General features: G+C 69.1%; 30 protein-coding genes. 14 read left to right on the top strand and 16 right to left on the bottom strand.

Going from position 1 to position 24,202, the window contains the following annotated elements; all coding sequences use genetic code 11:
• Positions 1 to 55 precede the first annotated feature (55 nt).
• Entirely contained in the window at positions 56 to 1,852 is a 1,797-nt protein-coding gene (locus ZRA01_RS01140) for an acyl-CoA dehydrogenase (protein WP_141348911.1), read from the top strand.
• A gap of 61 nt (positions 1,853 to 1,913) precedes the next feature.
• Here the strand turns inward: ZRA01_RS01140 and ZRA01_RS01135 are convergent, their stop codons facing one another.
• From ZRA01_RS01135 to ompR, 9 genes are all read right to left on the bottom strand, one after another.
• The gene (locus ZRA01_RS01135) at positions 1,914 to 2,258 is read right to left on the bottom strand and encodes a hypothetical protein (protein WP_141348910.1); all 345 of its coding nucleotides are present in this window, start codon (positions 2,256 to 2,258) and stop codon (positions 1,914 to 1,916) included.
• Positions 2,259 to 2,403: 145 nt separating this feature from the next.
• Positions 2,404 to 3,210, bottom strand: coding sequence for a peptidylprolyl isomerase (locus ZRA01_RS01130; protein WP_281279817.1), 807 nt, complete (start codon positions 3,208 to 3,210; stop codon positions 2,404 to 2,406).
• Between the two features lie 7 nt (positions 3,211 to 3,217).
• On the bottom strand, positions 3,218 to 3,481 hold the full coding sequence (locus ZRA01_RS01125; RefSeq protein WP_141348908.1) for a BolA family protein: 264 nt from the start codon (positions 3,479 to 3,481) through the stop codon (positions 3,218 to 3,220).
• Positions 3,478 to 3,777, bottom strand: a complete 300-nt coding sequence (locus tag ZRA01_RS01120) for a YciI family protein (protein ID WP_141348907.1) — start codon at positions 3,775 to 3,777, stop codon at positions 3,478 to 3,480. Before ZRA01_RS01120 ends, ZRA01_RS01125 begins: the two co-directional genes overlap by 4 nt.
• A complete protein-coding gene (locus ZRA01_RS01115; RefSeq protein ID WP_141348906.1) occupies positions 3,777 to 4,313 on the bottom strand; it encodes a septation protein A in 537 nt (178 codons plus the stop codon). The genes ZRA01_RS01120 and ZRA01_RS01115 overlap by 1 nt, the downstream gene beginning before the upstream one ends.
• Before the next feature lie 36 nt (positions 4,314 to 4,349).
• Positions 4,350 to 4,748, bottom strand: a complete 399-nt coding sequence (locus ZRA01_RS01110; protein ID WP_141348905.1) for a group II truncated hemoglobin — start codon at positions 4,746 to 4,748, stop codon at positions 4,350 to 4,352.
• Positions 4,738 to 5,448 (bottom strand): MBL fold metallo-hydrolase, encoded by a 711-nt coding sequence (locus ZRA01_RS01105; protein WP_281279816.1) that lies wholly within the window; start codon positions 5,446 to 5,448, stop codon positions 4,738 to 4,740. The genes ZRA01_RS01110 and ZRA01_RS01105 overlap by 11 nt, the downstream gene beginning before the upstream one ends.
• Before the next feature lie 44 nt (positions 5,449 to 5,492).
• On the bottom strand, positions 5,493 to 6,842 hold the full coding sequence (locus ZRA01_RS01100; protein WP_246093244.1) for a sensor histidine kinase family protein: 1,350 nt from the start codon (positions 6,840 to 6,842) through the stop codon (positions 5,493 to 5,495).
• An 18-nt stretch (positions 6,843 to 6,860) separates the two neighbouring features.
• On the bottom strand, positions 6,861 to 7,589 hold the full coding sequence (gene ompR / locus ZRA01_RS01095; protein ID WP_141348904.1) for an osmolarity response regulator transcription factor OmpR: 729 nt from the start codon (positions 7,587 to 7,589) through the stop codon (positions 6,861 to 6,863).
• Positions 7,590 to 7,798: 209 nt separating this feature from the next.
• Here ompR and ZRA01_RS01090 point away from each other — a divergent pair, with 209 nt between their 5' ends.
• The 7 genes from ZRA01_RS01090 to ZRA01_RS01060 all read left to right on the top strand — a co-directional run bounded on the left by ZRA01_RS01090 (position 7,799) and on the right by ZRA01_RS01060 (position 12,437).
• On the top strand, positions 7,799 to 8,107 hold the full coding sequence (locus ZRA01_RS01090; protein WP_141348903.1) for a hypothetical protein: 309 nt from the start codon (positions 7,799 to 7,801) through the stop codon (positions 8,105 to 8,107).
• 168 nt (positions 8,108 to 8,275) lie between these two features.
• Positions 8,276 to 8,968: a tRNA (adenosine(37)-N6)-threonylcarbamoyltransferase complex dimerization subunit type 1 TsaB gene (tsaB, locus tag ZRA01_RS01085; protein ID WP_141348902.1), complete on the top strand. Its 693-nt coding sequence runs from the start codon at positions 8,276 to 8,278 to the stop codon at positions 8,966 to 8,968.
• Positions 8,965 to 9,432, top strand: coding sequence for a ribosomal protein S18-alanine N-acetyltransferase (gene rimI, locus ZRA01_RS01080; RefSeq protein ID WP_307724328.1), 468 nt, complete (start codon positions 8,965 to 8,967; stop codon positions 9,430 to 9,432). The genes tsaB and rimI overlap by 4 nt, the downstream gene beginning before the upstream one ends.
• A 10-nt stretch (positions 9,433 to 9,442) precedes the next feature.
• The gene (locus ZRA01_RS01075) at positions 9,443 to 10,285 is read left to right on the top strand and encodes a uracil-DNA glycosylase (protein ID WP_141348901.1); all 843 of its coding nucleotides are present in this window, start codon (positions 9,443 to 9,445) and stop codon (positions 10,283 to 10,285) included.
• Positions 10,286 to 10,398: 113 nt separating this feature from the next.
• The gene (locus ZRA01_RS01070; protein WP_141348900.1) at positions 10,399 to 11,025 is read left to right on the top strand and encodes a LemA family protein; all 627 of its coding nucleotides are present in this window, start codon (positions 10,399 to 10,401) and stop codon (positions 11,023 to 11,025) included.
• A gap of 19 nt (positions 11,026 to 11,044) precedes the next feature.
• Positions 11,045 to 11,938 carry a TPM domain-containing protein gene (locus tag ZRA01_RS01065; protein ID WP_141348899.1) on the top strand — a complete coding sequence of 298 codons (894 nt, stop codon included), beginning with the start codon at positions 11,045 to 11,047 and terminating at the stop codon, positions 11,936 to 11,938.
• Between the two features lies 1 nt (position 11,939).
• Positions 11,940 to 12,437, top strand: a complete 498-nt coding sequence (locus ZRA01_RS01060) for a TPM domain-containing protein (RefSeq protein ID WP_141348898.1) — start codon at positions 11,940 to 11,942, stop codon at positions 12,435 to 12,437.
• 66 nt (positions 12,438 to 12,503) lie between these two features.
• On the opposite strand, the gene ZRA01_RS01055 is transcribed toward ZRA01_RS01060, so the two are convergent.
• On the bottom strand, positions 12,504 to 14,837 hold the full coding sequence (locus ZRA01_RS01055) for a PAS domain S-box protein (RefSeq protein ID WP_141348897.1): 2,334 nt from the start codon (positions 14,835 to 14,837) through the stop codon (positions 12,504 to 12,506).
• Positions 14,838 to 14,942: 105 nt separating this feature from the next.
• Between ZRA01_RS01055 and tadA the strand changes: the two genes are divergently transcribed.
• Genes tadA through ZRA01_RS01040 form a run of 3 tightly spaced genes read left to right on the top strand, consistent with a single transcriptional unit; the run spans position 14,943 to position 16,335 of the window.
• Positions 14,943 to 15,425 (top strand): tRNA adenosine(34) deaminase TadA, encoded by a 483-nt coding sequence (gene tadA / locus ZRA01_RS01050; RefSeq protein WP_141348896.1) that lies wholly within the window; start codon positions 14,943 to 14,945, stop codon positions 15,423 to 15,425.
• 5 nt (positions 15,426 to 15,430) lie between these two features.
• The gene (locus tag ZRA01_RS01045; RefSeq protein WP_141348895.1) at positions 15,431 to 15,910 is read left to right on the top strand and encodes a L,D-transpeptidase; all 480 of its coding nucleotides are present in this window, start codon (positions 15,431 to 15,433) and stop codon (positions 15,908 to 15,910) included.
• A complete protein-coding gene (locus tag ZRA01_RS01040) occupies positions 15,907 to 16,335 on the top strand; it encodes a GNAT family N-acetyltransferase (protein WP_141348894.1) in 429 nt (142 codons plus the stop codon). Before ZRA01_RS01045 ends, ZRA01_RS01040 begins: the two co-directional genes overlap by 4 nt.
• A 442-nt stretch (positions 16,336 to 16,777) precedes the next feature.
• Here ZRA01_RS01040 and ZRA01_RS01035 read toward each other — a convergent pair whose 3' ends face one another.
• The 5 genes from ZRA01_RS01035 to ZRA01_RS01015 are packed head-to-tail and all read right to left on the bottom strand — an operon-like array spanning position 16,778 to position 21,277.
• Positions 16,778 to 17,452 (bottom strand): dienelactone hydrolase family protein, encoded by a 675-nt coding sequence (locus tag ZRA01_RS01035; RefSeq protein WP_141348893.1) that lies wholly within the window; start codon positions 17,450 to 17,452, stop codon positions 16,778 to 16,780.
• Positions 17,453 to 17,497: 45 nt separating this feature from the next.
• Positions 17,498 to 18,571 carry an AmmeMemoRadiSam system radical SAM enzyme gene (gene amrS / locus ZRA01_RS01030; RefSeq protein WP_141348892.1) on the bottom strand — a complete coding sequence of 358 codons (1,074 nt, stop codon included), beginning with the start codon at positions 18,569 to 18,571 and terminating at the stop codon, positions 17,498 to 17,500.
• 4 nt (positions 18,572 to 18,575) lie between these two features.
• Positions 18,576 to 19,142, bottom strand: coding sequence for an AmmeMemoRadiSam system protein A (amrA, locus tag ZRA01_RS01025; protein WP_141348891.1), 567 nt, complete (start codon positions 19,140 to 19,142; stop codon positions 18,576 to 18,578).
• The gene (gene amrB, locus ZRA01_RS01020) at positions 19,129 to 19,947 is read right to left on the bottom strand and encodes an AmmeMemoRadiSam system protein B (RefSeq protein WP_141348890.1); all 819 of its coding nucleotides are present in this window, start codon (positions 19,945 to 19,947) and stop codon (positions 19,129 to 19,131) included. Before amrB ends, amrA begins: the two co-directional genes overlap by 14 nt.
• A 37-nt stretch (positions 19,948 to 19,984) precedes the next feature.
• Positions 19,985 to 21,277, bottom strand: coding sequence for an MgtC/SapB family protein (locus tag ZRA01_RS01015; protein WP_246093243.1), 1,293 nt, complete (start codon positions 21,275 to 21,277; stop codon positions 19,985 to 19,987).
• 48 nt (positions 21,278 to 21,325) lie between these two features.
• Here ZRA01_RS01015 and ispD point away from each other — a divergent pair, with 48 nt between their 5' ends.
• The 3 genes from ispD to thpR are packed head-to-tail and all read left to right on the top strand — an operon-like array spanning position 21,326 to position 23,047.
• A complete protein-coding gene (gene ispD / locus ZRA01_RS01010) occupies positions 21,326 to 22,033 on the top strand; it encodes a 2-C-methyl-D-erythritol 4-phosphate cytidylyltransferase (RefSeq protein WP_141348889.1) in 708 nt (235 codons plus the stop codon).
• Positions 22,030 to 22,521, top strand: coding sequence for a 2-C-methyl-D-erythritol 2,4-cyclodiphosphate synthase (gene ispF / locus ZRA01_RS01005; RefSeq protein ID WP_141348888.1), 492 nt, complete (start codon positions 22,030 to 22,032; stop codon positions 22,519 to 22,521). Before ispD ends, ispF begins: the two co-directional genes overlap by 4 nt.
• A complete protein-coding gene (gene thpR, locus ZRA01_RS01000) occupies positions 22,514 to 23,047 on the top strand; it encodes an RNA 2',3'-cyclic phosphodiesterase (RefSeq protein WP_141348887.1) in 534 nt (177 codons plus the stop codon). The genes ispF and thpR overlap by 8 nt, the downstream gene beginning before the upstream one ends.
• Here the strand turns inward: thpR and ZRA01_RS00995 are convergent.
• The gene (locus ZRA01_RS00995; protein ID WP_141348886.1) at positions 23,044 to 23,853 is read right to left on the bottom strand and encodes a PEP-CTERM sorting domain-containing protein; all 810 of its coding nucleotides are present in this window, start codon (positions 23,851 to 23,853) and stop codon (positions 23,044 to 23,046) included. The genes thpR and ZRA01_RS00995 overlap by 4 nt on opposite strands.
• Positions 23,854 to 24,202: the final 349 nt, after the last annotated feature.

Genomic DNA, 24,202 nt, shown 5'->3' with positions numbered 1-24,202 from the left:
GTGGTCCGGAATGTCGTGTCGTAAAAATCTAAAACAATATTAGTGGAGAAAAACGATGAGCAATTACAACGCACCGATTCGTGACATGCAGTTCGTGATGCGGGAACTCGCCGGCCTGGACGCCGTTGCGGCGCTCCCCGGCTGCGAGGACGCCTCGCCCGACGTCGTCGACGCCATCCTCGAAGAGGCCGGCAAGTTTGCCGGCGGCGTGCTCGCTCCCCTCAACTGGACCGGCGACCAGGAAGGCGCCCGCTGGGACAACGGCGTGGTGCACACCGCGACCGGCTGGAAGGAAGCCTACAAGCAGTTCGCCGAGGCCGGCTGGACGGCGCTCGCCTGCGAGCCTGAGTTCGGCGGCCAGGGCCTGCCCAAGCTCGTGTCCACCGCGGTGATGGAGATGTGGAAGTCCGCCAACATGGCCTTCTCCCTCTGCCCGATGCTCACCAACGGCGCGATCGAGTCCATCAAGCTGCGCGGCACCGACGAGCAGAAGGCGGCCTACCTGCCCAAGATGGTCAGCGGCGAGTGGACCGGCACCATGAACCTGACCGAGCCCCAGGCCGGTTCTGACCTCGCTGCCGTGCGCACCCGTGCGGTGCCCCAGGGTGATGGCACCTACAAGATCTTCGGCCAGAAGATCTTCATCACCTACGGCGAGCACGACATGACCGACAACATCATCCATCTGGTGCTGGCACGCCTGCCGGACGCACCGGAAGGGGTGAAGGGGATCTCCCTGTTCGTCGTGCCGAAGTTCCTGCTCAACGCCGACGGTACGCCGGGCGAGCGTAACGACGTGCATTGCGTGTCGATCGAACACAAGCTGGGCATCCACGCCAGCCCCACCGCGGTGTTGGCCTTCGGTGACAAGGGCGGCGCGATCGGCACCCTGGTGGGCGAAGCCAACCGCGGCCTGGAATACATGTTCATCATGATGAACGAGGCCCGTTTTGCGGTGGGCATGGAAGGCCTGGCGCTCTCCGAGCGTGCCTACCAGCAGGCTCTGGCCTATGCCAAGGATCGCGTCCAGGGCACCGAGGCCGGTGTGCGCGGTGGCCCGAAGGTGAGCATCATCCACCACGCCGACGTGCGCCGGATGCTGATGAGCATGAAGTCGCAGATCGAAGCCCAGCGTGCGCTGGCCTACGTGGTCGGTGCGGCTACCGATATGGCCCACCATCACCCGGACGAGGCGGTGCGTGCCCAGAACCAGGCCTTCATGGATCTGATGATCCCGGTGGTCAAGGGCTGGCTCACCGAGAGCAGCATCGAGCTCACCTCCACCGGCGTGCAGGTGCATGGCGGCATGGGCTTCATCGAGGAAACCGGCGCTGCCCAGCACTTCCGTGACGCCCGCATCACCTCGATCTACGAGGGCACGACGGCGATCCAGGCCAACGACCTGATCGGCCGCAAGATCGCCCGCGAGAGCGGCCAGACCGTGAAGGCAGTGATTGCCGAGATGCGCAAGGTCGAGGCCAGTCTGGCCGAGGCTTCGGGTGACGAGTTCGCCGCGATGCGCAAGTCGCTGTCCGCCGGCGTGACCGCCCTCGAAGAAGCGGTGGCCTACATCGTTGCCACCTACGGTCAGGACATCAAGGCCGCCTCCGTGGGCTCCGTTCCCTTCCTCAAGCTGCTGGGCATCGTTGCCGGTGGCTGGCAGATGGGGCGTGCGGCGCTCGTCTCGGCACGCCGCCTCGCCGAAGGCGGCGGTGATGCCGGCTTCTACCAGGCCAAGATCACCACCGCGCGCTTCTACGCCGACCACGTGCTGTCGCAGGCACCGGGCCTGGCTTATTCGGTGGTGAATGGCGCTGCCGCTGCGCTGGCGCTGCCCGAAGAGATGTTCTGATCCTTCGGCTTGGGTTGTTGTCGTAAAACAAAAAAGGAGCCTTCAGGGCTCCTTTTTTACGTCAATGCAGCTCTGGAAAGCGCTGCAGCCACAGCCACGCCACGGTGAGCTGGACGAATATCGTCAGTGTCCAGGTGCTGGTCACGTAGCAACAGGCGGCCGGCAGGACGATTTCGAGGAGCTCCTCGCACAGGCAGCCCAGGGCGAAGAAGAAAAGTGTGAGGCACGCCCACTTCAGCATGAATCGCGGCAGGTGGGTGCCCATGCGGCGGTTGTAGCGGTAGTTTTGCTGTCGTTCGAGGAGACTGCCCCGGGTGACATCCCGAAAGTAGGGGAAGGGCCATAGGAAGCGATACAGCAGATGCCAGAACGCTTCCTGGCCGGGGGGCTGATGGATGTCATCCATGATGTTCTCCTTCGATGCGCGAGAGACGAAGCACAACGCAGAGTTACGCTATCAGTGTGCTCCTGCCCATGGCTTGACGGAAGACAGCCCGAATGAAAAAAGCCGACGCAGGCGTCGGCTTTGATCTGCCTGGGCGGTGTGCCGCTTACTTGACCGTCGCCTTGCTGCGCAGCTCGGCCATGTGCTTTTCGACACGCTGCTGCTCGAGACGCTGCTTGAGCTGGCCCTTCACCTCGTCGAAGGCCGGCGCCTTCAGGGGGCGGCTGTCTTCGAGCTTGATGACGTGGTAGCCGAAGTCGGTCTTGACCGGGGCGGCGGTGTATTTGCCCTTTTCGAGCTTGGACAGGGCCTCGGCGAAAGGCTTCACGAAGCCGGCCGGGTTGGCCCAGCCCAGGTCACCGCCCTTGTCTTTCGAGCCCGGGTCTTTGGATTGCTTGGCCAGGTCTTCGATCTTCTCGCCCTTGTCGAGCTTGGCGATGATGGCCTTGGCGTCTTCTTCCTTCTCCACGAGGATGTGGCGGGCCTTGTATTCCTTGTCGCCGAGCTGGGTCTTGATCTTGTCGTATTCGCTCTTGACCTCTGCGTCGCTGACCGGATGCGCCTTCACGAAATCCTGCAGGTAGGCGCGGATCAGCACGGCCTGGCGGGCCATCTCCATCTGGGCCTGGACGGGGGCGGATTTTTCGAGGCCCTTCTTGCGGGCTTCCTGGCTCAGGACCTCCCGGCGGATCAGCTCTTCCTTGATCGCGGCGCGCAGCTGGTCCGAATCGGGGGCACCCTGGTTCTTCTGTTCGGTGACCAGCACATCGACGCGGGACTGGGGAATGGCGGTGCCGTTGACGGTTGCGACGTTCTGGGCAAAGGCCGGCAGCGCAATGGCGGTGGCAAAAAGGGACACGGCCAGACGGCTCGGGACGATCTTCATCAGTTTTCCTTGCTTGGTGGAGCGGATTGAAAGTTTACAGCTCTTCAGGGCTGCGTGCCTGGATGGCCAGGGCGTGGATGTCCCGGTGCATCAGCTCGCCGAGTGCATCGTAAATCATCCGGTGGCGGGCCACCGTGTTTTTGCCAGCGAAGGCCGCCGCCACGATGGTGAGGCGGAAGTGCTTGCCACCGGCGCGGGCGCCGGCGTGGCCGGCGTGGAGGGCGCTGTCGTCGATGAGCTCGAGCTGCTCCGGGGCGAGCACGGCGAGGCGCCGCTGGATCTCGTCGGCCAGCGTCACGGCAGGGTCTTCCGGAAGGGTTTGACGGTGCAGCGGGTGAACACCCCGGTTGTCATGTAGGGGTCGGCGGCTGCCCAGGCCTCGGCGTCGGCGAGGGAGGGGAATTCGGCGATGATCACGCTGCCGGTGAAGCCGGCCGGGCCGGGGTCGTTGGCGTCGATGGCGGGGCAGGGGCCAGCGAGCACGAGGCGCCCGTCGGCCTGCAGCGCCTGCAGGCGGGCGACGTGCTCGCCACGCGCGGCGAGGCGCTTGTCGAGGGCGTTGGGGGCGTCTTCGCCGATCAGTACGTACAGCATTACTTGGGTTCCTCTTCGATGTAGCGGGACAGGAGCATTCCCTGGGCCAGGACGAACACGAGCATCAGGCCCATGCCGCCGAACAGCTTGAAGTTGACCCAGGTTTCCTCGGAAAAGTTGTAGGCGACGAGCAGATTGAGGCAACCCATCACCGCGAAAAAACCTGCCCAGGCGAGGTTGAGCGGGCTCCACAGGGGCTCGGGCAGCTTCATCTGCGCCTCCAGCATGGTGCGGATGAGGTTCTTGCGCAGCCCGTAGGCCGACACCAGCAGCGCCGTGGCAAAGAACCAGTAGAGCACCGTGGGTTTCCACTTGATGAAGGTCGGGTTGTGGAAGAGCAGCGTGGCGCCACCGAAGATGGTAACGATGGCCAGGCTGACCCACAGCATGGTGTCGACCTTGCGGTGGCGGAACCACACCCAGGCGATCTGCCCGACGGTGGCGGCGATGGCGACAGCGGTGGCGGCGAAGATGCCGGCAAACTTGTAGGCGGCAAAAAACAGGATGATCGGGAACAGATCGAAGAGAAATTTCATTGCTCGAGGGGCAGGGCGGTTACGGGGGGCGGCGCTTCAGGCCGGGTCGGCGCGGTTGCGCATGTGGTCGGCGAGGCCTTCGATCGCCCCCCACAGACGGGCCCGCAGGGGGCCGTCGGGGATGCACTCGTCGAAGGCCAACTGCATGCACATCAGCCACTGGTCGCGCTCGGCGCTGGCGATGCTGAAAGGCAGGTGGCGGGCGCGCAGGCGCGGGTGGCCGAACTCCTGCTCGTAGAGCGGTGGGCCGCCCAGCCAGCCGGAGAGGTACTTGAAGAGCTTCTCTTCGGAGCCAGAGAGGTCTTCCGGGTGCATCTGGCGTACGTCCCAGGCTTCCGGCAGGGTGTCCATCAGTTCGTAGAAACGGCGCACCAACTGGCGGATGCCGTCTTCGCCGCCCAGCTGGCCGTAGGGCGTGCTGGGGTCAGGCTTCATGGGTTTCGGACATTCCGGGTTTGCCGCAGCGCAGGTTGGCCGGTAGGGCTTCGCCGATCAACTTCGGGGGGGCGAGATCGAGCCTGGACATCAGTTCGATGAACTCCTGTCGGCTGCGGCCTGCCAGGCGTGGGTTGCTGTCTTTTTCCTGGCCGATGCAGGACACCCGCGCGCCTTTGTAGTCGTGGCCGGGGTAAACCAGCGTTTCATCGGGAAGCGAGAACAGCCGCTTGGTGATGCTGTCATAGAGCTGGCCGGCGTCGCCGCCCTGGAAGTCGGTCCGCCCGCAGCCGGCGATCATCAGGGAGTCCCCGGTGAACAGGCGGTCACGCCAGTGGTAGGTGACGCAGCCCGGCGTGTGCCCCGGCGTGGGGATGACGCGGATGACTTCGCTGCCGAAGACGATGGTGTCACCGTCAATGAGCTGACGGTCGGCACAGAGGACGCCGCCCACCGCGCTGACGGCACTGCGGGCGCCAGTCATTTCGCGCAGGCCGGCGGCGCCGGTGACGTGGTCGGCATGGACGTGGGTTTCCAGCACCCAGGCCAGCTGCAGCTCCTGCTCCTGCAGGAAGGTGAGGTAGGCGCCCAGGTGTTCCTTGACCGAGTCGATGATGACTGCATCGCCGCTGAGGGGGTCGGCCAGCAGATAGGTCAGGGTTGAACTGGTCTGATCGAAGAACTGGTGAAACAGGATCATGGGGCGCCCACAATGAAGGTTATTGCCACGATTCTAGCTTTAACTCAGGCCTTTGGTGCGGCGGGAAGCTCAATGCAGGCGTCGAGACCGCCACCGGCGCGGGCGGCGAGACGAAATTCACCGTTCTGGCCGCGCACGATGCGATCGACGATGGCGAGCCCCAGGCCGGAACCCTTGGTGTTGCTGCGCGCGGATTCCAGGCGGGTGAAGGGGCGCTTGACCCGCTCGGCCTCTTCGGCCGGAATGCCGGGGCCACGGTCGAGCACGTGGATGGCCGGCCTCGCGCCCGCCCCGCCGACCTCCAGCTCCGGCGCGTGGCCGGCGTAGTTGATGGCGTTTTCGATGAGGTTGGTGAGGGCCCGGCGCAGGGCCTGGGGCCGCGCGAGGGCCAGGGCCGGGCCCTTGCTGCGCACCTCGATGTCGACGCCCCGGCGGGCGTAGAGGGTGGCCAGCTCGTCGGCCAGGCCGGCGAGGTCGAGGGCCTCGATCTGCTCGCCGCCGTCTTTCTTCGAGAACTCGAGGAACTGGTTGATGATGCGGTCCATGTCTTCAATGTCGGAGACCATCGCGTCCACCTCGGCCGGGTCGGCGCCGCACATCTCGACGCCCAGGCGCAGGCGGGCGAGGGGGGTGCGCAGATCGTGGGAGACGCCGGCCAGGATCAGTGCCCGGTCGGCGTCGAGCTGCTGCAGGTCGTGGGCCATCTGGTTGAAGGCGTGGGCCAGGTCGGCGACCTCGGTGGGCCCGCTCTCGCTGAGGCGTGGGGGCACCTCGCCCCGCCCGACGGTGCGGGCGGCCATCACCATGGCCCTGAGCGGGCGGTTGAGGCGCGAGACGATGGCGTAGGCGCCGAGCATCGCCAGGCTCAGTGCTGCCAGCCCCCACCACAGCCATTCACGGGCGTGGGGCCGCATGACCCGCTCGATGGGCAGCATGACCCAGAAGTCTTCGGTGTCGGCCGGGTCGTCGGCGCCGATGCGGAAGCTCACCCAGAAGCCGGACAGCCCTTCCCACGAGGCGGCGAAGCGGGTGTCGGCGCCGAGCTGCAGGCGCACCTCCCGGGTGACCGTGCGTAGCGCCGGGGTGTCGTCCATCGGGGTGGTCTTGTCCTGGGCCTCGGCGGGGTAGATGCGGATGCCCTCGAGGGTGGCGAGGTCGAGCAGCAGATCCTTGCGCAGGGCCGGATCGGCATTGAGCAGTGCGGTGCGGGTCAGGTTGATGATGCTGACCACTGTCTGGGCCGTCTGGTGGGCCTGCCGGGCCTGGTCGAAATGGCTGAAGATGGCCGACCACACGCCCACCGAGGCCAGCATCAGCACCGCGACCAGCAGGAAGATACGCCACAGCAGGGTGCGCGGCGCCCCGAGCAGGAAGGCGCGATAGCGGGGCTGCACGATCACTCCGGCGGTGGCTTACTGGCTGTGCTTGTTGCCGTCGGGCACGAAGACGTAGCCGAAGCCCCAGACGGTCTGGAGATAGCGGGGCTTGCTCGGGTCTTCCTCGATGAGCTTGCGCAGGCGCGAGATCTGGACGTCGATGGAGCGGTCGAAGACGTCGTACTCGCGGCCCCGGGCGAGCTCCATCAGGCGGTCGCGCGACAGCGGCTGGCGGGGGTGCTGCAGCAGCACCTTGAGCAGGGCGAACTCGCCGGTGGTGAGCAGGGTCTCCTCGCCGTTGCGGACGAGGATGCGGGTGCCCAGCTGGACCACGATGCTGCCGAAGCGCACGTCCTCGTCGTCGGTGGCCGGCGCGCCCGGCGGCGTCTGCGGCTGGCGGCGCAGCACCGCGTGGATGCGGGCGACGAGCTCGCGGGGGTTGAAAGGTTTGGGCAGGTAGTCGTCGGCCCCCATCTCGAGGCCGACGATGCGGTCCACGTCGTCACCCTTGGCGGTGAGCATCACGATGGGAATCCGGTTGTTGGTGCCGCGCAGACGCCGGCAGATCGACAGGCCGTCTTCGCCGGGCAGCATGAGGTCGAGCACCATCAGGTCGAAATGCTCGCGCAGCAGGGCGCGATCCATCTGGGTGGCGTCACTCACCGTCTTCACGTTGAAGCCCTGCTCGCTGAGATAGCGCTTGAGCAGGTCGCGCAGGCGGAGGTCGTCGTCGACGACGAGAATGCGAAAGCTTTCTTTTTCCATGGGCCGAATCCTAGCGCCTCCCTCGTCGGGCGGCTAGCCGGGCCGTGGCGGGCCGGTAAGCAAAGGTAAACGAAAGAGGCCGAATCACATCCCCTTACAAAGCCTGCAGCCACCCATGGTGCGGGCTGCCACAATTGTTTCAAGGAACCCGGGACTGCCCGAATAGCTTCATAACGGGTTAGGATTCATTCCATGGGAGCGAGCTTTCTGTGACGAAGAAATTTCATCGTGCCGCGCTGGTTGGCGTGGTCGTGGCGGCGTGGCTGGGTAGCAGTGTCGTGCTGGCCCAGGGGCCGTACGGTGAGCGTGGTGGTTCGGGTCTGCGGCCGAGCTTTCTCCCGCCGGATCGTCCGGGCGGCGAGATGTCGTCCCTGATGCCTGATTTCCCCCGGCGCCCGGACGCCGACGAGGCCCGCAACCCCCGGCGCCTCTCGCCCGAAGAGCGCCGGCAGTTGCGGCGCGATGTCCAGGACGCCGGCCGTGACGTTTACGGCAACCCGCCGCGCCGCCCGGATTAGTCGATCCCTGAGGTGCCCGGCCACGGTGCGGGCGCCCGGCTACGCCCCGACAGCGCCTAGCTGATTCCGTCAAATCCCGGGTATCGCGCCGTGTCTCCCGGGGTGTGCGTCTGGTGGCGCCGCATCCGCGGCGCCTTCGGCCCCCAGGGGCGGTAGAATGCGGGCGCTATGAAGATCCTTGCCCTTGAAACCTCCACCGAGACCGCCTCGGTCGCGCTCCTCGACGGCGACCGCCTCCTCGAGCGCAGCGTGGCCGGCCGTCCCGGTCATTCCGAAACCATCCTCCCCGAGATCCGCCTGCTGCTTGCGGAGGCCGGCGTGGCCCTGGATGCTCTTGACGCGATCGCCTTCGGGGCCGGGCCGGGGGCCTTCACCGGCCTGCGCCTCGCCTGTGGTGTGGCCCAGGGCCTGGCGATGGGGCTGGGCAAGCCGGTGATTCCGGTCGGCACGCTGGCCGCGCTGGCCAGCCAGTGCAGCCATGATGCGATTTTCGTGGCGGCGGATGCGCGGATGTCGGAGGTCTATTTTGCAGCCTATCGCCGGGTCGACGGCGTGCTCGAAGAATGCCTCGCGCCGAGCTGCGCGGCGCCGGGCGCAGTGGCGCTGCCGGCAGAGGGCGACTGGTTCGGCTTTGGCTCCGCCTTCAAGGCCTACGGCGAGGTGCTGGTGCCGGGCCTCGGCGCACGGCTGGCCGGCCATGACGCCACGCCGGTGCCGCTGGCCTCCAGCGTGGCCCGGTTGGCCGCCTGGCATTTCAGCCGCGGTGAAGTCGTCGATGCCGCCCTGGCGGCGCCCCTCTATGTGCGTGACAAGGTGGCCCTCACCACCGCCGAGCGCCTGGCCAGCGGAGGCAAGGCGTGAGCGCGTCGCTAGCCGTGGCGGCCGGGCTGCAGTTCCGGCCGATGGACGAGTCCGATCTGGCCTGGGTCGCCGCGCAGGACGTTGAGCTTTACCCGTTTCCCTGGTCCGCAGGCAATTTTGCCGATTCCATCAGCGCCGGCTACGGCTGCTGGGTGATGCTCGACGGCGCCGAGCGGGTTGGCTACGGTGTGTTGATGATGCTGATCGACGAAGCCCACATCCTCAACATCAGCGTGGTCGCCGCCCGCCAGAAGGGTGGCCTTGGGCGTCGCCTCCTCGAGCACTTCGCCACGCGTGCCCGGCAGGCCGGCGCGCGCAGGCTGCTGCTCGAGGTGCGCCCCTCCAACGGGCCGGCCCTCGCGCTTTACGGGCGCACTGGCTTCCAGACCATAGGCCGCCGCAAAGGCTATTACCCGGCGCACGGCGGCCGCGAGGATGGCCTCGTGATGAGCCTCGCCCTGTGAGCACGCTGCCATGACCCGACGACGCGACGCGATCCTGCGCGAGATGGGCCTGGCGCCCCTGTGGCGGCTGCGGGGCGGGGCGGAAGAGTCTGGCGAGCCCGTCGTCGAGGCCCCGCCGCCCCCGGCGGTGGCAGAGGCTCCACTGGCTCGGCCGACGGCGGTTCAGCGGGGGCACGGAGACTCCCCGGCGCCAGCTCGCCGGCCGGCTGCACCCCAGATGCCGCAGCGGGCAGCGGTGCCCGAGGTGGTTCCGCCACCCCGCGTCCAGCCTGCCGGCGACCTGGCCAGCCTCGGCTGGGACGCCCTGGAGGCGCGCATCCTCGGTTGCGAAGGCTGTGTGCTGTGCCAGCGCCGCAAGCAGGCCGTGCCCGGGGTGGGCGACCGCCAGGCCGACTGGCTGTTCGTCGGCGAAGGCCCGGGCGCCGAGGAGGACGAGCGGGGCGAGCCCTTCGTCGGCCAGGCCGGGCGCCTGCTCGACGCGATGCTGGCCACCATCGGCCTGCAGCGCGGGCACGACGTGTACATCGCCAACGCGGTCAAGTGCCGCCCGCCCAACAACCGGACGCCGGAGGCCGACGAGCTGGCCGCGTGCTTCCCCTACCTGCGCCGGCAGATCGAGCTGATCCAGCCGCGCCTGATCGTGGCCCTCGGCCGCCCGGCGGCCCAGGCCCTGCTTAACCAGGAGGTCAAGATCTCGGCCGCCCGGGGCAAGACCTTCCGCTACGGCGACATCCCGGTGGTGGTCACCTACCACCCGGCCTACCTGCTGCGCAACCAGCCCGACAAGGCGAAAGCCTGGGAAGACCTGTGTTTTGCCCGTAAAACCATGCGGGCGCTGCGGGACGAGGCGTGACAATCCTTTGCAAGATTTGAGCATCGCCGCTGCCGGCGGGGGCCGCTGTGGCTAGAATGACTGCTGCGTAGCACCGGCGGGCTTCCGCCGCGTTCAATTTTCGAGGACACATCATGCGCATCAGGCTCTTCCTGTCCCTGCTTCTTTCGGTGCTGCTGCTCTCCGGCTGCGGTTACAACCAGATCCAGATCAACGACGAACAGGTCAACGCTTCCTGGTCGGAGGTGCTCAACCAGTACAAGCGGCGTGCCGACCTGATCCCCAACCTTGTCCAGGTGGTGCAGGGCTACGCCGCCCACGAAAAAGAGGTGCTGACCCGCGTCACCGAGGCCCGCGCCAACGTGGCCGGCATGAAGGTCACCCCCGAGCTGGTGAACGACCCCGAGGCGATGGCCCGCTTCCAGAAGGCCCAGGGCGAACTCTCCGGGGCCCTGTCGCGGCTGCTGGTGGTCACCGAGAACTACCCCAACCTCAAGGCCGACGCCAACTTCCGCGATCTCCAGGCCCAGCTCGAGGGCACCGAGAACCGCATCACCGTGGCCCGCAACCGCTACATCAAGGCGGTGCAGGACTACAACGTGTCGGTGCGCACCTTCCCCAACAACCTCACCGCGATGGTCATCGGCGCCAGGACCAAGGCCAATTTCGCGGTCGACAACGAAGCCGCCATCAGCGAGCCGCCAAAGGTGGACTTCGGCGCTGCGCCTGCACCGGCGCCTGCCAAGCCGGCAGCCCAGTAAGCCGACGCCGGCCCGCGCCATGCTTCGCGCGTTCCTGCTGCCGCTGCGCCTGTTCTTCGCGGTGAGCCTGCTTGCGCTGCTCATGGGCGGCGCCCAGGCCCAGGACGTGCAGCCGCTGCCGCCCCTCGCGGCCCATGTCACCGACACCGTGGGCCTGCTGTCGGTGGACCGGCGGGAGGCCATCGAGGCGCGGCTGGTGGCGCTGGAACGCGAGAAGGGTGCCCAGGTCGCGGTGCTGCTGGTGGCGACGACGCGGCCGGAGGCGATCGAGGAATACGCGCTCCGCGTCGCCGAGGCCGGGCGCTTGGGCCGCAAGGGCGTCGACGACGGCGTGCTCTTCGTGGTGGCCCGGGACGACCGGCGGATGCGCATCGAGGTCGGCCGGGGCCTGGAGGGGGCGATCCCCGACGCGATCGCCAAGCGCATCATCGCCGACGTGGTGACGCCGTATTTCAAGGCGGGTGATTTCCCGCGCGGCGTCGAGGCCGGCGTCGACGCCATCGCCGCCCGCGTGTCCGGCGAGCCGCTGCCCGCGCCGCCGGTGCCCGGGCAGGGCGGTGACGGGGCCATGGGCCTGGAGGAACTGCTGGTGGTCGGCATGATCGTGACCATCGTGATCGGCGGCATCCTGCGCGCCATCTTCGGCCGCCTGCTGGGCGCCACCCTGGCCTCGGGTCTCGTGGGTTTTGGCGCCTGGACGCTCACCGGCGCGCTGGCGATCGGCGTCGTCGGCGGGCTGCTGGCCTTTGTATTCGTGCTCGTGATGGGCTCCGGCGGTGGCACCCGGCACACCGGTGGGCCGTGGAGCGGTGGCGGCATGGGCGGCATGGGCGGCGGAGGTTTCGGCCGCGGGGGCGGCTGGTCCGGCGGCGGCGGTGGCTTTGGCGGCGGTGGCGCCTCGGGAGGGTGGTGAGATGCGTTTCACGCGCTTTGTCCGGCACATGCTCGTGCCGTCCTGGCGGGTCGATCGGGCCTTCACGCCCGAGGTGATGGCCGCTATCGAGCTGGCGGTCCAGGATTCCGAGGCGCGCCATCGGGGCGAGATCCGCTTCGCCGTCGAGGGTGGGCTGGATTTCCCGGCGCTTCTGCAGGGCGTCGATGCGCGGTCGCGGGCGGTCGACGTCTTCGCCCACCTGCGGGTGTGGGACACCGAAGAGAACACCGGGGTGCTGATCTACGTGCAGTGGCTAGACCGGCGCGTCGAGATCGTCGCCGACCGGGGCATTGCCCGTCGGGTGCCCCAGGCCGACTGGGATGCCGTCTGCCGGCGCCTGGAGATGGCCTTTCGCGAGGGCCGCTATGGCCCGGGGGCGGTGGAGGCGGTGCGGGCGGTAGGCGAGCTGCTCGCCGGGCCGTTCCCGGCGCGGGGCGACAACCCCGACGAGCTGCCCAACCGGCCTGTCAGGCTGTGAGCCTCTATCAACCCACTCCCCACTCCCCACTCCCCACTCCCCACTACCCACTACCCACTTCCCGCCTTAACCGCTGCCCTGCAGCGGCGTCTGCCCGATGCTGAAGTAGAGCGAGGCGCCCTTGCCGACCTCGCCTTCGGCCCACACTTCGCCGCCATGGCGCCGCACGATGCGGGCCACGGTGGCCAGGCCGATACCGGTGCCCGGAAACTCCCGGTCGGAGTGCAGGCGCTGGAAGGGCCGGAACAGGTTGTCCCGATAACGCATGTCGAAGCCCGCGCCGTTGTCGCGGATCACGAAGGCGTCCACGCCGGCGTGGCGGGTGGCCTCGAAGCGGATCTCCGGCATGGCCACGCGGCCGGTGAATTTCCAGGCGTTGCCGAGCAGGTTTTCGAGCACCGTGCGCATCAGGCTCGGGTCGCCCTCGACACACAGCCCCGGGGCGATGTCGACGCGGACCGGCCGCGCCGGGTCTTGCTGGCGGAGCTCCTCGCAGATCACCAGGGCCAGCGTGGTGAGGTCCACCGGGCGGCGCTCGAGCGCCTTGCGGCTGACCCGCGACAGCGTGAGCAGGTCGTCGATCAGCTGGCCCATGCGATGCACGGCGGCGCGAACGCGGCGCAGCAGCTCCTTGGCCTCGTCGTCCAGGTTGTCGCCGTAGTCCGAGCCGAGGATTGCGCTGTAGCCTTCGATGGCGCGCAGCGGCGCGCGCAGGTCGTGGGAGACCGAGTAGCTGAAGGATTCGAGCTCGTTCAGGGCCGCGCTCAGCTGCGAGGTGCGCTCGGCCACCCGCCGTTCGAGTTCAAGGTTGAGGCGCTTGATGGCCTTTTCGGCAAACTTGCGTTCGGTCAGGTCGGTGCCCACGCCGACGATGTGGGGCTTGCCGTCCAGCAGCACCCGGCGGCCGACGACCAGGAAGGGCACCGGCTCGGCGCGGTCCCGCCGCAGCATCACCTCCACCGAGGCTTCGCCGGTGCCCAGCGCAGATTCGATGCGGTGGGCCAGCACGGCCTCCTGCTCGGCGATCACCAGGCTGCCGGCCTCGGCGTTCTGCAGCTGGGCGTCGTCGAGGCCGGTGAGCTCGCTGACGAAGCGGTTCCACAGCACCAGCCGGCCGTGCTGGTCGAAGAGGAAGAAGGGCGCTGGCAGGCTGTCGATGAGGCCGCGGGAGAAGTCCCGTTCGGCCTTCAGCTGCTCTTCGGCCCGCTTGCGGGCGGTGATGTCGCTGATCGAGCCGACGATGCGCACGGCGCGCCCGTCGGGCCCCCGGTGGGCCAGGCCGCGGGCGAGCACCCAGTGGAAGTTGCCGTGCTTGTCGGCGACCCGGTATTCGGATTCGAAGTGCTCGGTCTGGCCGCGCAGGTGGGCGATCACGTCGGCGCGGTAGCGCTTGCGGTCGTCGGGGTGGATGAGCTTGAGCCACTCGGCGCCGGTGGTCTTGAGGGTGTCGCTGTGCAGCCCGAGCAGGGCCAGCAGGCGGGGCGACAGATACAGCAGCTGGGTGTTCGGGTCCCAGTCCCACAGGCCTTCGTTGGCGCTGCGCTGGGAGAGCACGTAGCGCTCCTTGGCGTCCCGCCGCTGCTCGTCGGTGCTCTGGAAGGCGGCGCGGTCTTCGACGATGCCGACGCCGCCGTAGATCTGGCCGGCTGCGTCCCGCTCGGGGGCCACATGGATCGACAGCAGGTGCACCTCCGGCGACAGGGGGAGGGCGAAGGGCCCGTCGTAGGCGCCGCGCTGGCCGCCGAGGGCGCCCTGCAGGATCGACAGGATGCTCATGTCGTCCAGGGTGTGGAGATCGAAACCCTGGATCGCCTCCGGCGAGGCGCCGAGGATCTCGGCCAGCCGCTTGTTGCTGTAGGTGATCCGCAGGTCGGTGCCGAAATGGAAGATGCCCACCGGCGAGTTCTCGACCAGCGCCCGGTAGCGCGCTTGCGGGCTCGAGGTGCTGCGCTGGGGCGCACGGTCGGCGGCTTCGCCCCGGACGATCAGCACCACCCCGGGCTGGGCCTGCCCCGCTGTGCCGGGGATGTCGGCACAGCGCACCGAGACCGCGTGGCGTCTTCCCTGGCGGTCAATGAGCTGCACCGGGGTCCAGTCGGGCGCGGCTTCATCCGGCCGGGTGGGCGCGAGACACAGCGGCTCGCCGGTCAGGTCGCTGACCACCGGAAAGACATGGGCGAGGCGCTGGCCGCTGGCCTCGAAGCCGGACCAGCCGGTGAGGGCTTCGGCGAGCGGGTTCATCAGGGTGACCAGGCCCTGCCCGTCGCTGACGATGACGGCGTCGCTGATGTGGCGCAGGGTGACTTCGAGGCAGCTGCGGCTGGTGTCGCCGCCGCCGGGCGCCGACGGGGGCGGCCCATCGGAGGCGGAGGCGGGCGCTGCGTCCAGGGGGCCGTTCATCGGAGTGCTTCCGGGGTGGCGAGGCGCGGCATTGTCGGGGCCTGTCTTTTCACGATGCTGCTTTAGAATCTCTCGTCCAGCTTCCAGGTAAAGTTCTTCTGTCCCATGACTCTTTTCAGTCCCGAGCAGGACGCCGCCTTCATGCGTGAGGCCATGGCGCTGGCCCAGGAGGCCGGCCGCTGCGGCGAGGTGCCCGTGGGGGCGCTGATCGTGGCCCCCGATGGTAGCGTCGCCGGCCGCGGTTTCAACCAGCCCATCCTGCGTCACGACCCCACCGCCCACGCCGAGGTGATGGCGCTGCGCGCCGCCGCCGAGGCCCTGGGCAACTATCGCCTGCCCGGCTGCACGCTGTACGTCACCCTCGAGCCCTGCATCATGTGTGCGGGGGCGATCATGCATGCCCGCATCGGGCGGGTGGTGTTTGGTGCGCGCGACCCCAAAACGGGTGTTGCGGGTAGCGTACTCGATCTTTTCGCCGAGACACGTCTAAATCATCACGCCGTGGTGGCTGGCGGCGTGCTGGCCGACGAGTGTGGCGGCCTGTTGTCGTTCTTTTTCGCGGCCCGACGCAAGCGGGCCGGAGCGTGAGCAGCATGCAGATCCTGATCGATATCCCCTCCCAGACCCTCTCCCTGCTGGGCGACGACGGCGCCTGCATCCGCCGTTACAGCGTGTCCACCGCCCGTAACGGGGCCGGCGAGGCAAGCGGGAGTTTCTGCACGCCGCGGGGTCGCCACATCATCCGGGCCCGCATCGGGGCCGGTGCGCCCATCGGCGCGGCCTTCCGCGGGCGGCGCCCGACCGGCGAGGTGTGGACACCCGAACTCGCCGCCGCCAACCCCGGGCGGGACTGGATCCTCACCCGCATCCTGTGGCTGTCCGGCACCGAACCGGGGTTCAACCGCCTCGGCGAGGTGGACTCCATGCGCCGCTACATCTACATCCACGGCACCCCCGACACCGAGCCGATGGGCGTGCCCCTGTCCATCGGCTGCGTGCGGATGCGCAACCGGGACGTGGCCGAACTCTTCGAGCTGGTGCCGGCCGGCACAGCGGTGGACATCCGGGCATGAGCGCGCCGTCGCTGGTGGTGCGCCTGGGGAGCTGGGCCGAGCTGGCCGCCGAGGCCGGGCCGATCCGCTTCGAGGTGTTCGTGGAGGAGCAGAAGGTGCCGGCCGAGATGGAGCTCGACGAGTTCGACGCGCTGTCGTGCCACGCGCTGGCGCTGCTTGACGGCCAGCCGGTGGGCACCGGCCGCCTGCTGGCCGACGGTCACATCGGGCGGATGGCGGTGCTGGCGGGCTGGCGGGGCCAGGGCGTCGGCGCGGCCCTGCTGCAGGCCCTGATCGACGAGGCGGGCCGGCGGGGCATGGCGCAGCTTGCCCTCAGCGCCCAGACCCACGCGTTGGGCTTCTACAGGCGTTTCGGCTTTTTGCCCGAAGGCGAGGTGTATGAAGAAGCCGGCCTGCCGCACCAGGTGATGACGCGGCGGGGTTGAGGGGGGCGGGCTTCGTCGCGGGGTGTCGGGTGACGCCCTGCGGGCTGCCCCGACCGAGGTGGCTGGGTCGCCGTGAACCCGAGTCAGGTTGAAGGGGGCGCGGGTCGGGTTTGAGCGAACTCAGGTCGGGTTTGAGCTGACTCGGGTCAGGTTGAAGGTGACCCGAGTCAGGTCTGACCGAACTCGGGTCTGGTTCAAGCTGACTCGGGTCGGGTCGAGGGGAGCTCGAGTCGGGTCTGACCGAAGCTGAGTCAGGTTGAAGCCGACTCGGGTCAGGTCTGAGCTGACTCCAGTCGGCTTGAAGGTGACCCCGGTCGGGTTGAGCTGAGGATGGGTCGGGTCGAAGTGCACCGGGCACGGGAGGCCAGGCATCGGTCATCTGGGCTGCGGTGCCCGCCCTATGGGGGCCGCGCGGGGGTTATGTGACTACGGGTCTATGGGACTACGGGGCTGCGGTGGCGGCCGCGGGCCGGGCGCGCAGGTGGCGGCGGAACCAGTCGATGGCGCCATCGGCGGCGTCGTCGAGGGCGCCGGGCTCCCGGAAGAAGTCGTCGGTGCCGGGCACGCTGTACCAATCCTTGGCGCACTCCAGCAGGTCGTAGGCCTGGTGCAGCGCGGTGAGGGCCTCGTCGTGCTCGCCGGCGATCACGCGGGTCGGGCAGCTCACCTGGCGCAGCGGGGCGATGCCGGCGAGGCTAGGCCGGCCGCCGCGGCAGACCAGGGCGCCGACCATCTCGGGCTCTTTTGCCACCGCGCGCACGGCGGCGGCGCTGCCGGTGCCGCTGGCCACCAGGCCGACGGGCAGCTCGGCGAGGGGCGGCTGGTGGCGCAGCCACTCGAACACCGCGCCGATCCGCGTGCCGAGCAGCGGCGCGTTGTAGCGGGTGTCCGGGTCGCGGTTCTCCTCGTAGCGGGTGAGCAGGTCGAAGAGCAGGGTGGCGTAGCCGGCCTTTTGCAGGCGCTGCACGAAGTGGGCCTCGCGGGAGTCGCGGTGGTGGCCGACCGTCGTCTGGGCGACGAGGATCAGCCCGGGGGCGTCGGGCGAGTGGGCCTGCATGGCCTCCAGCCAGATTGGGCCGGCGGCGATGCTGAGGGGGCTGTGGCGCAGTTTCATCATGGTCGAACGGGTGTTGCCGTGGGTTGCCGTCGACGATGGCAGAACCTAGATTGGGCGCACGTGCACTGGGACACGGCGCGGGCCGAATGCGCCGTGGAATTCGCCATAGCGGCCGGCAATCGCGTGGCCGCAGGCCTGGCAGGCGCCCCGAGCGTCGAGCCGATAGGCGAGGATGGCGTACCAGTCGCGCTCGATGAGCTTTACTCCGCAGCCCGGGCAGTAAGTGGTGCCGCCCTCGGGGTCGTGCACGTTGCCGGTGTAAACGTAATGCAGGCCAGCATCGCGGGCGATCTGCCGGGCGCGGCGCAGGGTGGCGGGCGGCGTGGGCGGCAGCTGGTCGAGCTTGTAGTCGGGGTGGAAGGCGGTGAAGTGGAGCGGCACATCGGGCCCCATCTCGGTGGCGACCCACTTGGCGAGGGCGGTGAGCTCGGTGTCGGAATCGTTGAGGCCGGGGATCAGCAGGGTGGTGATCTCGACCCACACGTCGGTCTCGTGGTGCAGCCAGGCCAGGGTGTCGAGCACCGGAGCGAGGTGGGCGCCGCACTGGTGCACATAGAAGTCGTCGGTGAAGGCCTTGAGGTCGACGTTGGCGGCGTCCATCACCGCGTAGAAGTCGCGGCGGGCCTCGGGGTGGATGTAGCCGGCGGTGACCGCCACGGTGGCGACGCCCTGCGCGTGGCAGGCGACGGCGGTGTCGATGGCGTACTCGGCAAAGATCACCGGGTCGTTGTAGGTGAAGGCGACGCTGCGGCAGCCGTGCTCAGCGGCCACCCGGGCGATCTCGGCGGGCGAGGCGGCGTCCATCAGCCGGTCCATGTCGCGGCTTTTGGAGATGTCCCAGTTCTGGCAGAACTTGCAGGCCAGGTTGCAGCCGGCGGTGCCGAACGAGAACACGCTGGAACCGGGGTAGAAGTGGTTGAGGGGCTTCTTCTCGATGGGGTCGATGCAGAAGCCGGAGCTGCGGCCGTAGGTGGTGAGCACCATCCTGCCGCCCTCCATCTGGCGCACGAAGCAGGCGCCACGCTGGCCTTCATGGAGCCGGCAATCCCGCGGGCACAGGTCGCACTGGATGCGGCCGTCGGCGAGGGCATGCCAGTAACGCGCGGGGTGCTCGGTCATGGTTTTACTCCTGTTTTTCGCCCTCGTGCCACTTGCGCACCTGGTAGCGGGCGATCATCACGTTGGGGCCCCAGAAATCCACCGGCAGCCGGGCCTTCTGTTTGAGGGCGGCCATGAACTGGCGGCGCTCGGGCAGTTGTTCCCACACCTGGGGCAGGAAGGTGGCGCGCTGGCAGCCGTTGAAGAAGATCACGCCGTCACGCCCGGGCACCAGCTGGGCGAGGGCGTCGGCCTCGTCGCGGAACTCGATGAAATCGGGCTCGGTGAGCAGCGACACCTCGACCTGCACGCTGGCAAACTCGGCCGCAGTAAGGGGCGGGAAGCGCGGGTCGCGGAGCGCCGCCGAGACGGCGTTGTTGCGCACGTCCTGGCCCAGCGGGCGGTGGGCGTTGAGGCTGCCGATGCAGCCGCGGAGCTCGCCGTCGAGCGTCAGGGTGACGAAGGTGGCGCCGCGCTCGGCGAGCTGGGGGTGGTCCGGCGCAGCTGGCGCGGGCAGCCCGAGGGCGTCGGCGATGGCCTTGCGGGCCTGGGCGAGCAGCACCTGGCCCAGCTGGGTGTCAGTGGTGGGCATGGTTGTTGTCGTCCGAGAAGGCGATGGAGGCGTAGCCGACCACGCGGCTGCGGTCGCCGGCGGTGTCGCCCGAGTTGCGCAGGTCGAGCAGATGCGGCGTGAGGTGGTGGCGGCGGGCCGCCAGCAGCAGGCCGTTGATGGCGCCGGCGCCGCAGGCCTGCTCGCCGTCGAGGGTGGCGTCGAGCTGGCGGATCTGGGTGATGGTGGCCTTGTCGCGGAACTGGGCCTGGCGGTAGGGGTGGTAGTGGGAGAGGTCCGAGCTGATCACGATGAGGGTCTCCGGCCCGCCCCACAGGGCCTCAAGTACGGCGGCCACCTGGGCCGGGTCGGCGTCGCCCACGGCGATGGGCAGGATCGTGAAATGGTCGAGGGTGGACTGCAGGAAGGGCAGCTGCACCTCGATGGCGTGCTCCTCGGCGTGGGGCTGGTCGTCCACGATCACGCCGGGCAGGCTGCTCGCGGCGAGCCAGGCCTCCCGGTCGACCGCCACCGCGCCCAGCGGGGTGAGGAAGGACTGGGCCGCCGGCACCGCCATCCCCCGCACATACACCCGATGGGTGGGGCACAGGATGAGCACGCGCCGGATGGTGTCTCGGCGCTGGGTGAGTTCGGCGTAGGCGCTGGCCGCCACAGCACCCGAGTAGATGTAGCCGGCGTGGGGTACGACCACCGCCTTGGGGGCCGCGACCATTTCGCCGGGCATGGCGGCGGCCAGAAAACCGGCCACCTGTGCGTGCAGGCTGTGGGGGTCGGCCGGGTAGAACAGCCCGGCTACGGCCGGTATGCGCTGGGAGGCTTGAGCCATGATTTCCTTTTCCCAAGGGTGCAAGAGGATGTTTTCATTATAGGGTTGTATTGAGCAGCCAGATGATTCCTCCGGCGAGCCCCGCTCCCACGGCGAACATGCCCACGATCACCCGGCGCCCCAGCCCGGCACCGCCGAGCAGGAAGGCGAGGAAGGTCTTGAAGCCCAGGTTGGCCAGCATCGCCAGCAATATGGAGACGGCGGTGGGCAGGCCCTCGAGCTTGTTCAGGTTGTAAAGGCGCAGGGTGGACAGGGCGATCGCGTCCACGTCGGTGAGGCCCGAGGCGAAGGCCAGCAGATACAGCCCGCCGCGCCCGGCGATGTCCGACAGCCAGGCGGCGCACAGCAGCACCGCCGCGTAGAGCAGGCCGAAGCCGAGGGCCGCGCGGAGTTCGGTGGGGTTGCGGGTCTGGGGCACGGGCAGCTCGCCCTGGCTGGCCATCTGGCGCCAGTCGAGGCCGATCACCACGGTGCCGATGAGCACCGCCAGCAGGCTGCCCGGCACCAGCAGGCCCACCACCTGCGGCGACAGGGCCCAGGCGATCGCCAGCACCCGCAGCACCATGATCAGGTTGGCGAGCAGGATCACCAGCGTGGCGGTGGAGGCCATGGCCGGGTTCTCGCGGGCGTGGCGCGAGAACACCATGGTGGTGGCGGTGCTCGACACCAGCCCGCCCATCAGGCCAAGCAGCGGCGCGCCGTAACGGGCCCCGACGAAACGCAGGGCGGCATAGCCGGCCAGGCTGACGCCGGAAATCAGCACCACCATCATCCACACCTGGTGCGGGTTGACCGCGTCGTAGGGGCCGAAGCCCCGGTTGGGCAGGATGGGCAGGACGATCAGCGACAGCACCGAGAACTGCAGCACCGAGCGCCAGTCCTGGCTGGTGAGCCGGGAGGCCACGCCGCGCAGCTCCGACTTGAAGTAGAGCAGCATCGTCGAGCCGACCGCAGCCATCACCGCCAGCCGGCCGTAGCCCAGCCACACCATGGCGCCCAGGCAATAGCAGACGAGGAGGGCGATCACCGAGGTGGTGCCGGGGTCGTTGGGCTCGGGCTGGCGGAAGTTGGCGGCGATGATCATCACCGCCACCAGCACGAAGCCGGCGATCATCAACGCCGGGGTGGCGAAGTGGTCGCCGAGCAGGCCGGCCAGCGCGCCGAGCAGCCCGGTGAGGCCGAAGGTGCGGACGCCGGCGAGGGCCGCCGGGCGGCGCTCGCGCTCGAGGCCCATCAGCAGGCCGATCAGGGTGGCCAGGCCCAGGGCCTCGAGCTGGCGGGGTTCGAAGGGCAGAGAGAACAGCACGGTGGGCACTCCCGCGGTGGTCATGGTGCATTCTGCGGCAGAAAGGAGCACGACATTAAGTAGAATTGCGCCATGCGAACCCAGACCAGCCGCTGCTTTGCGATTGTTCCGGCCGCCGGTAGCGGCAGCCGGATGAAAAGCGAGCAACCCAAGCAATATCTTTCCCTGCTCGGCCAGCCCCTGATCCGCCACACCCTGGCGGCCCTGTGCGCTGCGCCGGTGATCGACCGCGTTTATGTGGTGCTTTCCGTCGGCGACCAGGAGTGGGACAAGCACGACTGGCGTCCGTTCGGCGACCGCCTGGTGCCGCTGTTCTGCGGCGGGGCGTCGCGGGCCGACAGCGTGCTCAACGGCCTGCGCGCGATCGCCGACGACACCAGTGAGTACGACTGGATCCTCGTGCACGACGCGGCCCGGCCCTGCCTGGCGCCGTGGCACGTCGAGTCCCTGGTGCGCGAGCTCCTCCACGACGAGGTGGGCGGCATCCTGGCGGTGCCGGTGGCCGATACCCTCAAGCGCGAGGACAGCACCCACCGGGTCGCCGCCACCGTGCCCCGCGAGGGCCTGTGGCAGGCCCAGACGCCGCAGATGTTCCGCAACGTGATGCTCAAGCGGGCCCTCGAATCGGCCCGCAATGTCACCGACGAGGCCAGCGCCATCGAGGCGATGGGCCTGCGCCCGCGGCTGGTGCGGGGCGATCCGACCAATCTCAAGGTTACCTTCCCCCTCGACCTGCACCTGGCCGAGTGGATTCTCCAGCACCGCGAGGACAAGGCATGAATGTTCCGTTCCGCATCGGCCAGGGCTTCGACGTGCACGCCCTGGTCCCCGGCCGCCCGCTGATCGTCGGCGGCGTCACGATTCCCTTCGAGCGTGGCCTGCTCGGCCACTCCGACGCCGACGTGTTGCTGCACACCATCACCGACGCCATCCTCGGCGCGGCGGGGCTGGGCGACATCGGCCGGCATTTCCCCGACACCGACCCGCGCTTCGAGGGCGCCGACTCCCGCGTGCTGCTCCGCGAGGCCGCCGCCGCGGCGCGCGCCGCGGGTTGGCAGACGGTGAACGTGGACGCCACCGTGATCGCCCGGGCGCCCAGGATCCTGCCCTTCGTGCCGGCGATGGTGGCCAACATCGCCGCCGACCTGGGGGTCGATCCGGCCGCCGTAAACATCAAGGGCAAGACCACCGAGAAGCTCGGCTTCACCGGCCGCGGCGAGGGCATCGCGGCCCAGGCGGTGGCGCTGTTGGCCCGGGCGGATGGCTGAAGCCTGCTGGCGGCTGTTCCTGGCCCTGTGGCCGGACGAAGCCGTCACCGGGGCCCTCGACGCCGCCGGGCTCGCGGCCCAGCGTCTGGGCGGCGGGCGCCGGATGCGCCGCGACACGCTGCACCTTACGCTGGTCTTTCTGGGCGACGTCGAGGCCTCGCGCATCCCCGGGCTCGTGGAGGCCCTCGGCGCGGTTGGGGGCGATGCCTTCCGGCTCCAGCTGGATACCCTGGGTTACTGGCGCCATAACCATATCGTGTGGGCCGGCTGTGCCGAACGGCCGGCGGCCCTCGACGGCCTGGTTCAAGCGCTGCGTTTGCGCCTCGCCGCGCTGGATTTTTCCGTGGCAGAAACCGGCTTCGTGCCCCACGTCACCCTGCTGCGCAAGGCTGGCGTGGCCGGGGCCTTGCCTGGCTTCGGGCCGATCGCCTGGCCGGTGGCCGAGTTCGTGTTGATGGAATCGTGCCGGTCGGATGCCGGTGCGCGTTACCGGCGCCTCGCGGGCTGGCGTCTGCAGGCGGTCTAGCCGCCCGAGCGCCGGGCGGGTCGCCGGCTGCAGCGACCGAGGCCGGCCAGCCCCAGGGCACCGAGGGCGAGGCCCAGGGTTGACGGTTCCGGGACGGCCTGGCTTGTCGCGTTCCGGGCGGTGATCACCGGGGCTGTCGGCAGGGCCAGCGGTTCCCCGCTGCTCTCGGCCGGCGTCGCGCCGGGTGACGCGGCGGTGAGGACGGCGACCGGATTGTCCGGTGCGTAAAACAGCTGCGGGGTGCCGGGAGCGCTCGGGCCGCTCGCCGGGTTTTCGCTGCCCGGAGTGGTGCCGGAGCTGACGGAGCTCCCTGAGGTGCCCGTTGGGGCCGTGAAGGCTCTGCTGACACCCGGTTGGCCGGCGTTCCAGAAAGCCTGAGGGGTGCCGATCCAGTGGCGTCCGTAGGGGCTTGCCGCGTGGGCGGAGGGTGCCAGATCGGCGGCCCACTGGTCGGCGTGGCCAGGTTCGGTGCTGCCGTCCTGCCGGCCACGCAGGCCGGTCGGGGTGATGGCGCTACGCGTCGGGGCCGGGGTGGCATCGGGGTCGCTGGCGCGGCCAAAGACGAGGGCTTCCGCGCTGTAGCCGATGCTGTCCAGGGTCGGATCGGCAGCGCGCAGCGGCGGTACGGGCCGGGGCTTCGTGGGGGTTCCGGTTTGTGCGGTGGTTTCGGGGGCGACGGCAAGACCGCGCTGGCCGCTGGTTTGCCCGGCATGGCTGCCGTCGATCCAGATCAGGGCCGAGACGAGGGTCAGGGGGGCGACGGCGATGCCGGCGGTGGCGAAACGGGTGAAGAAGGCTTTGTGCATGATGCGCACCAGTCCGGGGAGTGGTGGTGAGAATAGGGGCAACTCCCGGGGCGTCGTGGGCACTGGCTCACGCCAGGCGGCGTGAATGCAGGGAAAAAGCGGGCGGATGTGACGAGAGTCGCATCCGCCACGCAAGCGCGGCGAGGTCCCGACGCCTGGCTTCGGGGGGCCGCGGGGAGGAAATGATTGCAGCGTGCGGGTTGGTCCGGGCCCGGACGCTTACGGTGCAGGCCTGCCTCTGGCGGGCCGGAGCGGTGGGGGCTGGCCGCCACACCGAGGTCCGGCGCGAGGGCCTTCAAGAGCCCGGTTGCGAACTCTCAAGGAAACGCAGGGCCGCCCCAAGTTTCCT

This window comes from Zoogloea ramigera (assembly GCF_006539865.1).
GTDB classification, from domain to species: domain Bacteria; phylum Pseudomonadota; class Gammaproteobacteria; order Burkholderiales; family Rhodocyclaceae; genus Zoogloea; species Zoogloea ramigera.
The sequence above is the reverse complement of the archived record's forward strand: the minus strand, read 5'-3'. Positions and strand labels throughout refer to the sequence as shown.

What these genes read in the sequence shown, in the direction of transcription:
- ZRA01_RS01140 (WP_141348911.1), top strand. Translation starts at nt 56, where the DNA reads ATGAGCAATTACAACGCACCGATTCGTGACATGCAGTTCGTGATGCGG.
- ZRA01_RS01135 (WP_141348910.1), bottom strand. Translation starts at nt 2,258, where the DNA reads ATGGATGACATCCATCAGCCCCCCGGCCAGGAAGCGTTCTGGCATCTG.
- ZRA01_RS01120 (WP_141348907.1), bottom strand. Translation starts at nt 3,777, where the DNA reads ATGCTGTACGTACTGATCGGCGAAGACGCCCCCAACGCCCTCGACAAG.
- ZRA01_RS01115 (WP_141348906.1), bottom strand. Translation starts at nt 4,313, where the DNA reads ATGAAATTTCTCTTCGATCTGTTCCCGATCATCCTGTTTTTTGCCGCC.
- ZRA01_RS01110 (WP_141348905.1), bottom strand. Translation starts at nt 4,748, where the DNA reads ATGAAGCCTGACCCCAGCACGCCCTACGGCCAGCTGGGCGGCGAAGAC.
- ZRA01_RS01105 (WP_281279816.1), bottom strand. Translation starts at nt 5,448, where the DNA reads ATGATCCTGTTTCACCAGTTCTTCGATCAGACCAGTTCAACCCTGACC.
- ompR (WP_141348904.1), bottom strand. Translation starts at nt 7,589, where the DNA reads ATGGAAAAAGAAAGCTTTCGCATTCTCGTCGTCGACGACGACCTCCGC.
- tsaB (WP_141348902.1), top strand. Translation starts at nt 8,276, where the DNA reads ATGAAGATCCTTGCCCTTGAAACCTCCACCGAGACCGCCTCGGTCGCG.
- ZRA01_RS01075 (WP_141348901.1), top strand. Translation starts at nt 9,443, where the DNA reads ATGACCCGACGACGCGACGCGATCCTGCGCGAGATGGGCCTGGCGCCC.
- ZRA01_RS01070 (WP_141348900.1), top strand. Translation starts at nt 10,399, where the DNA reads ATGCGCATCAGGCTCTTCCTGTCCCTGCTTCTTTCGGTGCTGCTGCTC.
- ZRA01_RS01065 (WP_141348899.1), top strand. Translation starts at nt 11,045, where the DNA reads ATGCTTCGCGCGTTCCTGCTGCCGCTGCGCCTGTTCTTCGCGGTGAGC.
- ZRA01_RS01060 (WP_141348898.1), top strand. Translation starts at nt 11,940, where the DNA reads ATGCGTTTCACGCGCTTTGTCCGGCACATGCTCGTGCCGTCCTGGCGG.
- ZRA01_RS01055 (WP_141348897.1), bottom strand. Translation starts at nt 14,837, where the DNA reads ATGAACGGCCCCCTGGACGCAGCGCCCGCCTCCGCCTCCGATGGGCCG.
- tadA (WP_141348896.1), top strand. Translation starts at nt 14,943, where the DNA reads ATGACTCTTTTCAGTCCCGAGCAGGACGCCGCCTTCATGCGTGAGGCC.
- ZRA01_RS01045 (WP_141348895.1), top strand. Translation starts at nt 15,431, where the DNA reads ATGCAGATCCTGATCGATATCCCCTCCCAGACCCTCTCCCTGCTGGGC.
- ZRA01_RS01040 (WP_141348894.1), top strand. Translation starts at nt 15,907, where the DNA reads ATGAGCGCGCCGTCGCTGGTGGTGCGCCTGGGGAGCTGGGCCGAGCTG.
- ZRA01_RS01035 (WP_141348893.1), bottom strand. Translation starts at nt 17,452, where the DNA reads ATGATGAAACTGCGCCACAGCCCCCTCAGCATCGCCGCCGGCCCAATC.
- amrS (WP_141348892.1), bottom strand. Translation starts at nt 18,571, where the DNA reads ATGACCGAGCACCCCGCGCGTTACTGGCATGCCCTCGCCGACGGCCGC.
- amrA (WP_141348891.1), bottom strand. Translation starts at nt 19,142, where the DNA reads ATGCCCACCACTGACACCCAGCTGGGCCAGGTGCTGCTCGCCCAGGCC.
- amrB (WP_141348890.1), bottom strand. Translation starts at nt 19,947, where the DNA reads ATGGCTCAAGCCTCCCAGCGCATACCGGCCGTAGCCGGGCTGTTCTAC.
- ZRA01_RS01015 (WP_246093243.1), bottom strand. Translation starts at nt 21,277, where the DNA reads ATGACCACCGCGGGAGTGCCCACCGTGCTGTTCTCTCTGCCCTTCGAA.
- ispD (WP_141348889.1), top strand. Translation starts at nt 21,326, where the DNA reads ATGCGAACCCAGACCAGCCGCTGCTTTGCGATTGTTCCGGCCGCCGGT.
- ispF (WP_141348888.1), top strand. Translation starts at nt 22,030, where the DNA reads ATGAATGTTCCGTTCCGCATCGGCCAGGGCTTCGACGTGCACGCCCTG.
- thpR (WP_141348887.1), top strand. Translation starts at nt 22,514, where the DNA reads ATGGCTGAAGCCTGCTGGCGGCTGTTCCTGGCCCTGTGGCCGGACGAA.
- ZRA01_RS00995 (WP_141348886.1), bottom strand. Translation starts at nt 23,853, where the DNA reads ATGCACAAAGCCTTCTTCACCCGTTTCGCCACCGCCGGCATCGCCGTC.